Origin of the sequence: Pseudomonas sp. BTN1, assembly GCF_001907715.1 — a bacterium.
Classification (GTDB): domain Bacteria; phylum Pseudomonadota; class Gammaproteobacteria; order Pseudomonadales; family Pseudomonadaceae; genus Aquipseudomonas; species Aquipseudomonas paracarnis.
In genome coordinates this window covers 1-11,336 of sequence record NZ_MPBM01000041.1, presented here as the reverse complement: position 1 = coordinate 11,336, position 11,336 = coordinate 1, and the positions used below count along the sequence as shown (strand labels likewise).

General features: G+C 61.8%; 8 protein-coding genes. All 8 read left to right on the top strand.

Annotated elements, in window-relative coordinates:
- The first annotated feature begins 53 nt into the window (after positions 1-53).
- Positions 54-686, top strand: coding sequence for a hypothetical protein (locus BMH52_RS20910; RefSeq protein ID WP_019819550.1), 633 nt, complete (start codon positions 54-56; stop codon positions 684-686).
- Positions 687-833: 147 nt separating this feature from the next.
- Complete coding sequence (locus BMH52_RS20905; protein ID WP_020302878.1) at positions 834-2,330, top strand: YdgA family protein; 1,497 nt, start codon at positions 834-836, stop codon at positions 2,328-2,330.
- Positions 2,331-2,667: 337 nt separating this feature from the next.
- Positions 2,668-5,148 carry a poly-beta-1,6 N-acetyl-D-glucosamine export porin PgaA gene (gene pgaA, locus BMH52_RS20895; RefSeq protein WP_073844935.1) on the top strand — a complete coding sequence of 827 codons (2,481 nt, stop codon included), beginning with the start codon at positions 2,668-2,670 and terminating at the stop codon, positions 5,146-5,148.
- Positions 5,149-5,160: 12 nt separating this feature from the next.
- Entirely contained in the window at positions 5,161-7,158 is a 1,998-nt protein-coding gene (gene pgaB, locus BMH52_RS20890; protein WP_014716390.1) for a poly-beta-1,6-N-acetyl-D-glucosamine N-deacetylase PgaB, read from the top strand.
- Positions 7,159-7,160: 2 nt separating this feature from the next.
- Entirely contained in the window at positions 7,161-8,501 is a 1,341-nt protein-coding gene (gene pgaC, locus BMH52_RS20885) for a poly-beta-1,6-N-acetyl-D-glucosamine synthase (RefSeq protein WP_073844932.1), read from the top strand.
- 2 nt (positions 8,502-8,503) lie between these two features.
- Positions 8,504-8,986: a poly-beta-1,6-N-acetyl-D-glucosamine biosynthesis protein PgaD gene (gene pgaD / locus BMH52_RS20880; RefSeq protein ID WP_073844930.1), complete on the top strand. Its 483-nt coding sequence runs from the start codon at positions 8,504-8,506 to the stop codon at positions 8,984-8,986.
- A gap of 415 nt (positions 8,987-9,401) precedes the next feature.
- A complete protein-coding gene (locus BMH52_RS20875; protein ID WP_073844928.1) occupies positions 9,402-11,123 on the top strand; it encodes a ShlB/FhaC/HecB family hemolysin secretion/activation protein in 1,722 nt (573 codons plus the stop codon).
- Between the two features lie 30 nt (positions 11,124-11,153).
- Positions 11,154-11,336: hypothetical protein (locus tag BMH52_RS20870; protein ID WP_143192540.1), on the top strand; the 183-nt coding region annotated here is incomplete at its 3' end.

Here is an 11,336-nt window from a genome sequence, read left to right as displayed (position 1 = left end):
CCCGCTGGCGCCTCACCCGACAAAGCTCGCGTTTGCTCATGGGGATTCCAAGAATGAAAAACCCTTATGCTCCCGCTTTCTGGTGCGTGCTCTTCGCACTGGTTTTGTTATCGGCCGCGTATTTTTACGGCGTCATGCTCGCCCATCAACTCGACAAGGCGATGGTGTTCCTCGACAGCGCCTGCCTGGTGATCGGCACCTTGTCCATCGGCGTGGTGGCCTGGGCGTCGTATCAAAACCAGCGGGTGAAGAAAAAACTCCTCGAGCAGGGCAAGACCCGCGTGGCGATCTGGGACACCAAGGTCGCCCTGCGCCGCGTCGAAACCGTGTTCGACCGCTATTTCTGGGGCAGTTACTGGCAGCCGGGGCGCACGTTCCAGGAAGTCATGGGCGACCTCACCGGCACGCCGCTGGAAAAAAGCCTCGAAGTCCTGAAAAAACAATGCGTGCTGCTGGACCGACAGGTTGCCGACGGTAGGCATTGGCTGGATAACGCGCGGGAATTGTCCGACGTGGCCACGCAAATGGCCCGCGAGCGCTACCAGCTGGATTTTTGCGACCCCAAGGCCGACACCCCCGGCAACGCCGTGATACACCGCGAGTTCGAGGTGTTGGTGTACACCTGGACCGCGCGCTTGAAGAGTTTTGATCACCAACTGGATGAAGTCGAACAAGAGTACTCCTGAACTCCTGCTGAACTGATCCCTCTGAAAGGCTGGGCCGTTTACGCCCGCCAGTGCTAATCTTCCCCCGTTTTCGGCGGGCTTGAGCCAATCCCCTCAGGGGTTCAAGGAAGACAGCCCACTTCTCACAGGATTTGATCAGGTCACTTCATGAATAAGCCAGCCGTTGTTTTCTTGGGTTTTGTTGTCGCCGTCGGCGCCGTCAGTGCGGGCGGTGCCTGGTACACCGGTAAACAACTGGAGCCGGTCCTGCAAACCGCTATCCAGAGCGCCAATAAAGAACTGCAGACCTCCATGGCCGGCGTCGATGGTAGCGTGACCCTGGAGCTGGTGTCCCTGGACCGTGGCGTGTTCAGCAGCACCGCGCACTATCGCCTCAAGGGCCAAGGCAGCGTGTTCGGCGAAGACAACCCGAACCCCGAATTGCTGTTCGTCGACCATATCGAACACGGCCCGCTGCCGTTCTCGCGCCTGGTGACCCTCAAGTGGTTGCCGGTCATGGCCACCAGTCACTACGAACTGGAAAAGAACCCCACCACCGAAAAATGGTTCGCCGCCAGCAAAGACGTGTCGCCGCTCAAAGGCGTGGCGAATATCGGCTACAGCCGTTCGGTCAGCGGCAACATCGAATTGCTGCCGCTGGAATTCAAGGATGACACCTCCTCGGTGAGCTTCTCCGGCGCCAACCTGGAATTCGACAGCAGCGCCGAAGGCCAGAAGGTCAAGGCTGATGGCTTCATGAACAGCCTCAAGGTCGCGGCGATCGATGCCAATGGCGCACCGTTCGAAGCGGAACTGGCTGGCCTGACCGTCGCCAGCAACCTTGAAAAGTCCACCTTTGGCTTCTACACCGGCCAGAACACTGTGGAGCTGACCGACACCAAGGTCACCTTCGGCCCGCAGAAAGCGGTGCTGACCCTCAAGGGCTTCGAGCAGAAAGATTCCACCCAAGCCAAGGACAACAACCTGGCCGGTCGCGTCGACTACAAAATCGACGAGATCGGTTACCAGGGCAAGCCGGTCGGCTCGGCGGCCATGGCTGTGAGCATGAAGAACGTCGACATCCCGGCGATGCTGGTGCTGACCAAGCTCTACCAGGACAAAATGCAACCGGTGCAAGCCGCTGCCGCTGCCGGCCAACCGGTGCCGGAACTGCAATTGACCGAAGCCGAGCAGGCCCTGGCCGAAGCCAACGTCAACCAGGTATTGGCTGCCAAGCCGCAACTGGCGGTGGAAAACCTGTCGCTGAAAACCACCCACGGCGAAAGCAAGTTCAACCTGGTGGTCGACCTGGCCAAGCCAACGTCTATGGAGCTGCCGCCGGTTGAGCTGGGCAAGCAGATGATTGCGCTGCTCGATGCCAACCTGACCCTGTCCAAGCCGATGATCAGCGACGTGGCCGCCCTGCAAGCCCAGGTCGGCGGCGTGACTGACCCCAAAGCCATCGAGCAGCAATCGCAGATGGCGGCCGAGATGGTCAGCGGCATGGCCGTCGGCACCCAAATGGCAACCCTGGTGGGCACCGATGTGGTTTCCAAGCTGCACTACGCCAATAACGAAGTGACTTTCAACGGCCAGAAAATGACCGTTGAGCAGTTCCTCAGCTTTGTGATGTCCAAGGCCGGTGCGGTCAGCGGCGCCCAGTAAGCGCTGAAAATGCAGTAAAAAATGTGGGAGCTGGCTTGTGTGGGAGCTGGCTTGCCTGCGATAGCATCGCCCCGGTCTGGCTGAACGACCGCGGTGCCTGCATCGCGGGCAAGCCCGGCTCCCACACAAACCCGGCTCCCACATTCGTTTTGTGTGAGGGCAAAAAATCGCGCTCGCACAATTCTGAACAATTGTTCTGAATTGCACTTCCCCCTACTTCGCTAAGAGATAGTTCCTACAGGAAAGCTAGGTCGGGTCCCGAGACGCCGACACCCTGATGCGTTTCGCTCAGGATCACCTATCGTTAAGGCTTTCCGTGTGTAAGGAAGCTCACGATATGCTGCGAAACCACCCCTACAGTGTCTCCGGCCGGTTGCGTCTGCTTATCGGGGCCGCCCTGTGCAGCCAGTTGCTGGTTCCAGGCCTTGCGTTTGCCGACCCAGCCTACGACGCCCTGATCATCCAGGCCCGCAACGGCCACTTCACGCCGGCGCTGACCCAACTGCGCCAACTCTCCGCCGAACGCCAGACCCCAGGCCAGGTCAGCGACCACCTGGTGATCGCCGGCTGGGCCGGGCAAGACGCAGAAGTGCTTAAGGTGTACGAGGCGCAAGGCAAGCATCGCAACCTCACCACCCAGGCACTCGCCACGGTGGCGCGCACTTATCGCAATCAAAAGCAGTGGGCTCAGGCCGAAGCGGTCTATCGCCAGGCGTTGCTGCGTGAACCCCATAACGTCGACCTGCAACTGGGCCAGGCCCTCACCCAGGCCGATGGCGGCAAAGCCAACGAGGCGGTGCAACGCCTGCGCACGCTGGTGGCGGCCCAACCCAATGACCCCAACCGCCGCATGGCCCTGGGGTATGCGCTGACACGTGCCGGTTTGAACTACGACGCGCTATTCGAATTCGACCAAGCCTTTATCCGCGCCGGTGACAAGCCCGAAGTGGCCAGTGAGTACATCGTTGCCCTGCAAAAGGCGCGGCTGCCGGAGCCGGCACTGCGCCTCTCGGCCAAGCGCCCGGGGTTGGTGGACGCCGTCACCCAGCGCCGCCTCGAAGGCGACCTTGCCGCCGAGCGTGTGCGCATGGCCGAGTTCGCCACGCGTACAGAAAAAGAACGCTACGTCATCGCAGACCGTGCCCTGCAGGACTACGACAAACTGATCAGCCGCTGGGCTCCCGACGCCACAGCCAAGGACGATGTCATCCGCTGGCGCATCGACCGCCTGGGTGCGCTCAAGGCGCGAGCGCGGCATGCCGAGGTGATCCGCGATTACCAAACCCTCACCAGCGAAGGCGTGCAACTGCCCACCTACGCGTTGCGTTGGGTCGCTGGCTCTTACCTGGAACAGCGCCAGCCGGAAAAGGCCGAGCCGTTGTACCGCCAGGTACTCACCGCCCCTGACACCGACGCCAGCTATCGGGTCGATGACAGCACGGCGCTGTTCTACGCCTTGTTGGAAAGCGACAAGGTCGAAGAGGCCCGCCAGGTCGCCAACAACCTGGCCAAGGAGCAAAACCCCCGCGTTGAGCTCAAGGGCTTGCCCATTGGTAACCCCAATGACAACTGGATGGACGCCCAACAATTATCCGCCCAGGCCGGTACCTATGGCGGTGACCTGCCCGGTAGCGAGGCCAGCCTGGAAGCCCTGGTGGCCAAGGCACCGGGCAACGTGGGTCTGCGCCTGGCCCAGGCCGACATGTACCGCGCCCGCGACTGGCCGCGCCGCGCCGAAGGCACGCTCAAGGAAACCGAAACCCAGGCCCCCCGCGACATCGGCCTGGAAGTCTCCCAAGCCTATACCGCCATGGACTTGCAAGAATGGCGGCAGATGGACGCGCTCACCGACGACGTGCTCGCCCGCAACCCGGACAACCGTCAGGTGCAGCGCCTGAGCCGCCTGCGCGATGTGCACGACATGGCCGAGCTGCGTGTCGAAGCCTACACCGGCAAAAGCTACGGTGGCGGCAATAACAACGACGCCGGTGCCGTCTCCGGCAGCCGAGACTGGGGCATTGAAAGCGTGATCTACACGCCGCCCATCGACGAAGACTGGCGCCTGTTCGCTGGTGCCGGTTATGCCACCGCCGACTTCCAGGAAGGCACTGGCCAACATCGCTGGCAGCGCGTGGGCGTGGAGCGTCGCACCCGTGACATGACCATCGAAGCCGAAGTGTCCAACCATTCCTATGGCGACGGTTCCAAGCAAGGCGCCAGCGTGTCGATTGCCCGCGACATCAACGACCACTGGCAATACGGCGGCAGCCTCGGCTATTTGCTCAGCACCACGCCGTTGCGGGCCCTGAATGACGGCGTCACAGCCAACGGCGGCAGCGGTTTTATCCGCTGGCGCGCCAACGAAAGCCGCGAGTGGAAACTGACCCTCAGCCCGTCCCATTTCAGCGACGGCAACGATCGCTTCGAAGCCTTGCTCACCGGCCGCGAAGGCCTATACAGCTCGCCCCATGTGCAAGTGGACCTGGGCCTGGAAGTGGGCGCCAGCCGCAACAGCAAGGAAGACACCGTGTACTTCAACCCGAAGTCGGACTTCACGGTGTTGCCCATGATCAACGTCAATCACGTGCTCTATCACCGCTACGAAACCCAGTGGAGTCAGCAGTTCCAAATCGGCGCGGGTACCTACAGCCAGCGTGACTACTCCACCGGCGGTATCGGCCTGATTGGCTACGGCCAACGCTATCGCTGGAACGACGTACTGGAAATGGGCGCCAACCTCAGCCTGATCAGCCGACCTTATGACGGTGATCGCGAACGCGATCTGCGCCTGCTCGTCGACCTCACTTACCGTTTCTAAAAGAGCCTGACCATGACCGTCCTCAGCCGTTGCTTGTTGGTCCTGGGTGTAATGCTGGCCGCCGCCTGCGCCCAACAACCCGCGCCCTACACTCCACCCGCCGAACGGCCGATAGCGCCCAACGAAGCGCCGTGGCCGAAGAACCACTTCCTGGGCATTGCCTATCACGACGTAGAGGATCGCGACCCCGATCAAGCCGTGGTGGCGGTGCGCACCGAGCGTTTGATCGAGCAGCTGGCGTGGCTGCGGGAGAATGGCTACCAGGCGGTCAGCGTCGATCAGATCCTGGCGGCCCGGCGCGGCGGCCCGGCATTGCCACCCAAGGCGGTGATGCTCAGCTTCGATGACGGTTATTCCAGCTTCTACACCCGCGTGATGCCAATTCTGCGTGCTTATCACTGGCCGGCTCTGTTGGCCCCGGTGGGCTCCTGGATCGACACGCCGTTGAACCAACCGGTGGATTTTGCCGGTACACCACGGCCACGCGGGGAATTCCTGACGTGGCAGCAGATTCGTGAAGTGTCCCAGTCTGGCCTGGTGGAAATCGCCGCTCACACCGACGCCAATCACAAGGGCATCCTGGCCAACCCCCAGGGCAACCTGGAACCGGCCGCCACCACGCGAAGCTTTGACCCCAAGACCAACGGCTACGAAAGCGAAGCGCAGTTCCAGGCGCGCATGCGGGCTGACGTCGCCGCGATTTCGAACAAAATTCGAACCGTCACCGGCAAGGCGCCGCGTGTGTGGGTGTGGCCGTACGGGGCCGCCGATGGCACCTCGTTGGCGGTGGTCGGCGAGCACGGCTATGAAATGGCGTTGACCCTGGAGGATGGACTCGACGACCTCGGCAACCTGATGAACAGCCCACGCTTTCTGGTGGCCTCCGACCCGGACGGCGAGCATTTTGCCAACAGCATGGTGGCCGTGCAGACCAAGGCGCCGATGCGCGTGCTGCACGTAGACCTGGACAACGTGTACGACCCCGACCCAGCCCAACAGGCGCGCAACCTCGACGTGTTGGTTCAGCGCGTGGTGGACATGGGCGCCGGCACCGTCTTCCTGCAAGCCTTTGCCGACCCCAAGGGCGACGGCCTAGTGCATTCGCTGTACTTCCCCAACCGCCATCTGCCGATGCGTGCCGACCTGTTCAACCGGGTCGCCTGGCAGTTGCACACCCGCGCCCATGCCAGTGTGTACGCGTGGATGCCGGTGCTGAGTTTTGCCCTCGACCCCAAGCTGCCGCGTGTCACCCGCTGGGACCCGAAAACCGGCCAAGTCGGCCCCGACCCGGATCAATACAAACGCCTGTCGCCATTTGATCCCAAGGTGCGGCAGGTCATCGGTGAGATCTACCAAGACCTGGCGCGTGTAGGGCCGATTGACGGCATCCTCTACCACGATGATGCGGTGTTCAACGACTTCGAAGACGCCAGCCCCGCAGCGCTCAAGGCCTACGCGGCCCAAGGTTTGCCGGACAGCATCGCGGCCCTGCGTGCCGACCCTGCCGTGATGCAGCGCTGGACCCGTTTCAAAAGCCGTTACCTGATCGACTTCACCCATGAACTCACCGCCAAGGTCCGCGCCATCCGTGGCCCGCAGGTGCTGACCGCGCGCAATATCTTCGCCGAGCCCATGCTCAACCCTGGCAGCGAAACCTGGTTCGCGCAGAACCTCGATGACTTCCTCCAGGCCTACGACTGGACCGCGCCGATGGCCATGCCGTTGATGGAAGGCCAGGAAGTGAAAACCTCCAACGCCTGGCTGGAAAAACTCATCGCCACGGTCAAGACGCGCCCCGGCGCGATGCAAAAAACCATCTTCGAATTGCAAGCCAAAGACTGGCGCACCCAAGCCGCACCGGATATCAGCGCTGAGCAATTGGCAGAGTGGATGGGTGTACTCAAACGCCAGGGCGTCACCAGTTTCGGCTACTACCCGGACAACTTCCTGGAAAACTCCCCGGACTTGAAGACCATCCGTCCGGCCCTCTCCAACCAATGGAACCCTTGATCATGGTTGACAGAATCCTGGCTCTATTCGTGTTGGCACTGGTACTGGGCTTGCCCTTGGGCCTGATCTTTCTGGTGACCGGGCAGTTCCTGATGGACTTCGTGTTCTTCTACCCGCTGTTCATGTCGGCGCTGTGGATCGCCGGTGGCCTGTATTTCTGGCTGCACTGGGAACGCCACTGGCCGTGGGAAGAAGACACGCCGGCACCGACCCTGGCCGGCGAGCCGCTGATCTCGATCATCATCCCTTGCTACAACGAGGGCGATAACGTCGCCGACACCATTGATGCGGCCCTCGGCCAGGTGTACCCGAACATCGAAGTGATCGCGGTCAACGATGGCTCCAGCGACAACACCGCCGCAGTACTCGATGCCCTTGCGTTGCAACACCCGCGCCTGCGCGTGCTGCACCTGGCGCAGAACCAGGGCAAAGCCGTGGCCCTGCGCATGGGCGCCGTGGCCGCCCGCAGCGAATACCTGGTGTGCATCGACGGCGATGCCTTGCTCGACAAAAACGCGGCCGCCTACATGGTCGCGCCGATGCTCGACAACCCGCGCCTGGGCGCCGTCACCGGCAACCCGCGCATTCGTACCCGCTCGACCCTGATCGGCCGAGTGCAGGTCGGCGAGTTCTCCTCGATCATCGGTTTGATCAAGCGTACCCAGCGGGTATTCGGCCGGATCTTCACGGTCTCTGGTGTGGTGGTGGCGTTCCGCAAGAAAGCCCTGGACCGCATCGACTACTGGAGCACCGACATGATCACCGAGGACATCGATGTCAGTTGGAAGCTGCAACTCGATCACTGGGCGATCTTCTACGAGCCGCGCGCGCTGTGCTGGATCCTCATGCCCGAAACCGTCGGCGGCCTGTGGAAACAACGCCTGCGCTGGGCCCAGGGCGGCGCCGAAGTGCTGTTCAAGAACATCCGTGGCGTCTGGCAATGGCGCCACCGCTACCTGTGGCCGCTGTTGTTCGAATACTGCCTGTCCACCGGCTGGGCCTTCACCTTCCTGCTGTCGGTGATCTTCTGGGCCGTGGGTAAATTCGTCACGCTACCGGCGGCGATCACCGTGAGCTCGTTGGTGCCGCCCGCGTTCACCGGGCTGGTGCTGGCGATGGTGTGCCTGCTGCAGTTTGCGGTGAGCATTTTGATTGACCGGCGCTACGAAAAAGACCTGTGGAAAACCCTGTTCTGGACCGTGTGGTACCCGATGGTGTTCTGGCTGGTCAGCCTGCTCACCACCCTGGTCAGCTTTCCCAAGGTGTTGTTCAACCAGCATCAGAAACGCGCACGCTGGGTCAGCCCGGATCGCGGAATTAAACCTGCCGGAGAGGAGTCGTGAGCATGAAACTGGTCAGAACTCGCCAGAGCCCTGTGATGTGGATCATCGATGTGTTGCTGACCCTGCTGGCCTGGGGCGGGCTGGTCTGGCTGCTGGCACGTGGCATCGGTGCCATGCTCGAGACCCATGGCGGCCCACGCATCGAGGCGCCGATCTTTGCCGCGCTCAACACCTTGCAGATCTACCTGTGGATCGCCTTGTTCAACGCGTTGATCCTGATCGGCTGGGCGCGCTATCAACAGCGCCGCGGCCGCCAGTTTGCCCAGCGCCGCGCCGAGGCCAATGCCCTGAGCGACAAGCACCTGAGTGAAAGCTTCAACCTGGGCGAGGGCGATCTGGAACAACTGCGCCGCCCTGGCGTGCTGGTGATCCACAACGATGAAGAGGGCGGCGTCGAAGAGGTGAAGTCCCACGTCTCCCGCGACGTCGAACGCCCTGGACTGACCCTGGTACCCGGCGCCGACAAAGACAAAGGCATTGGCTGACATCCTCAATGCTGCGACTACCCAATGTGGGAGGGGGCTTGCTCCCACATTGGTTATTTCCCACCCTTTAGATTGCAGTGGTTCAACCCTCTCCTTGGAATTCCGATAAATGGGATCCAATTCACAAAACCCCCGCGAACTTTTCCCCCTTCTCCGGTACTAACCTAACTCGACGAACACCTGATGGCTAAATAATGGCAGTCGGAAAGTCATTCGTCGAATCGCCATCAAAACAGTTGCCGCTTGTCGGAATAATCACCGTAGGTGCCCGACTTAAACTCTTTTGATGAAAAATTATTATTAATAATCAACAGGTTAGAAAACTAATCAGTCGAGCGGCCCCACTTCGCCCGTTTCTAGGCGAGCTGGAAGTTCGATGTTAGTTTCGCGGCCCTTGATTTTCGATGGATCGAACATGTCTTCGTTATTGCCACGGACTCGGTTTCTTCTCTGCACGTTCCTGCTCACCTGCCTGAGCCTGAACAATGCATCCGCCGCCCCCACGCCTGGCGATCAGGACTTGATCCGCGACCGGCAGAACCGCTTGCTGGAAGAGCAGCAGCGGCGTCTGCAGGAACTCCAGGACCTGCCCGGTAAAGCGGAAAAGCCCCAAGCCCCGGCAAGCCCTGCCGACACTCGGTGCTTCCCGATCAAAACCATCGAACTCAAAGGTGCCGACAGCCTGCCGGCGCCCGAGCGCGAGCGCCTGCTCAAGCCCTACATCGGCCAATGCCTGGGCGTGTCGCAGCTTAACGATTTGCTCAAAACCATCACCGACTACTACTTGGGCAAAGGTCGCGTCACCAGCCGTGCCTACCTGCCGCAGCAAGACCTCTCCACCGGCCATCTGCAAGTGCTGGTGGTGGAAGGCAAGCTCGAAGCCCTGCGCAGCGCCGAAGGCAGCACGGTGACCGACCGCGAACTGGCCATGGCCTTTCCCGGCAAAGTCGGCGAAGCGCTGAACCTGCGTGAAATCGAGCAACTGGTAGACCAGCTCAACCGCCTGCCGTCCAAACAAGCGCAGATGGAACTCACCCCCGGCAAGCAAATCGGCGGCAGCGACGTGGTGGTCAAGAACACCGCGCAAAAGCCCTGGCGCGCCAGCCTGTCGCGCAACAACGACGGGCAGAAAAGCACTGGCGAACAGCAATGGGGCGCTGGCCTTGAGTGGGACAGCCCACTCGGCCTGGGTGACCAACTGATGCTGCGCGGCGGCCACGACGCCATCAGCGACCACCAGAAAACTTCGAAAAACACCATGCTCTACTACAACCTGCCCTGGGGCTGGTGGAACTTCAGCTACACCTACAGCGAAAGCGACTACCGCACCTACGGTGTCACCGACGGCTTCAAATACAAGCAGGACGGCGACAACCAGAACCACCAACTGCGCGCCGAACGGGTGATCCACCGCGACGACGTCAGCAAGACCTCGGTCAACGTCGGCCTGGCGCACCTGCGCACCAACAACTACATCCTCGACGTGCGCACCGCGCCCAGCAGCAACCGCCTCAGCGAACTGCAACTGGGCGTCAACCACGGGCGGCGCATCGGCAGTGCCTTCGTCAACCTGGACCTGGGCATGCAAAGCGGCATCGGCCTGCTCGACGCCCAGGCCCAAGACGAGCGTGACCCAGCAGGCCGTCGCCAACCGAACTCGCGCTACCGCAAATACACCGCCACGGTCAGCTACCTGCAACCCTTCAGCCTGTGGGGCGAGTCGTTCAGCTTCAGCAGCCTGGCCACCGGGCAGCGCAGCGAAGACCCGCTGTTTTCGCCGCAACGCATGAGCCTCGGCGGCTCGGCCTCGGTGCGCGGTTTCAAGGACCAATTGCTGACCGGCGACAGCGGCGGCTACTGGCGCAACGAAGTGCGCTGGGCGCGCCCGGTGACCCTCGACTGGATGCGCCCGGCCTTCGCCGAGTACGGCGCCAGTGTCGGCTACGACCAAGGCGTGATCCGCAACGACCGCTACAACGACAACGTTCATGGCCGGGTGTCCAGCAACTCCCTGGAGCTGTTCGCCCGTGGCAAACACGTCAGCACCAGCGTGACCTTTGCCCATTCGTTAGAAAGACCCGGTGTGGTGACCGAGCGCGAAGCGCCGATCTACTTCCGCATGGATTTTTTCCTGTAATTCAACGCCCCGCTGCATGAGAGCCTGACAATGGATGTTCGCCAATTCGCCTTCCTGGCCCGCCAACCTTCTGCCGCCCTGAAGCGCAGGGACGCGTTCTTCGGCCTGCCCAAGCGCGGGCTGGCGTTGATCCTTGCCAACGCACTGTTCTGGCAGCCGCTGCTGGCCCAGGCCGAGGGCATCGTGGTCAGTGCGCCGGGCACCACCGTGGGC

Excerpts from the sequence above, each read along its gene's own strand:
- BMH52_RS20910 (WP_019819550.1), top strand. The coding sequence starts at position 54 with ATGAAAAACCCTTATGCTCCCGCTTTCTGGTGCGTGCTCTTCGCACTG.
- BMH52_RS20905 (WP_020302878.1), top strand. The coding sequence starts at position 834 with ATGAATAAGCCAGCCGTTGTTTTCTTGGGTTTTGTTGTCGCCGTCGGC.
- pgaA (WP_073844935.1), top strand. The coding sequence starts at position 2,668 with ATGCTGCGAAACCACCCCTACAGTGTCTCCGGCCGGTTGCGTCTGCTT.
- pgaB (WP_014716390.1), top strand. The coding sequence starts at position 5,161 with ATGACCGTCCTCAGCCGTTGCTTGTTGGTCCTGGGTGTAATGCTGGCC.
- pgaC (WP_073844932.1), top strand. The coding sequence starts at position 7,161 with ATGGTTGACAGAATCCTGGCTCTATTCGTGTTGGCACTGGTACTGGGC.
- pgaD (WP_073844930.1), top strand. The coding sequence starts at position 8,504 with ATGAAACTGGTCAGAACTCGCCAGAGCCCTGTGATGTGGATCATCGAT.
- BMH52_RS20875 (WP_073844928.1), top strand. The coding sequence starts at position 9,402 with ATGTCTTCGTTATTGCCACGGACTCGGTTTCTTCTCTGCACGTTCCTG.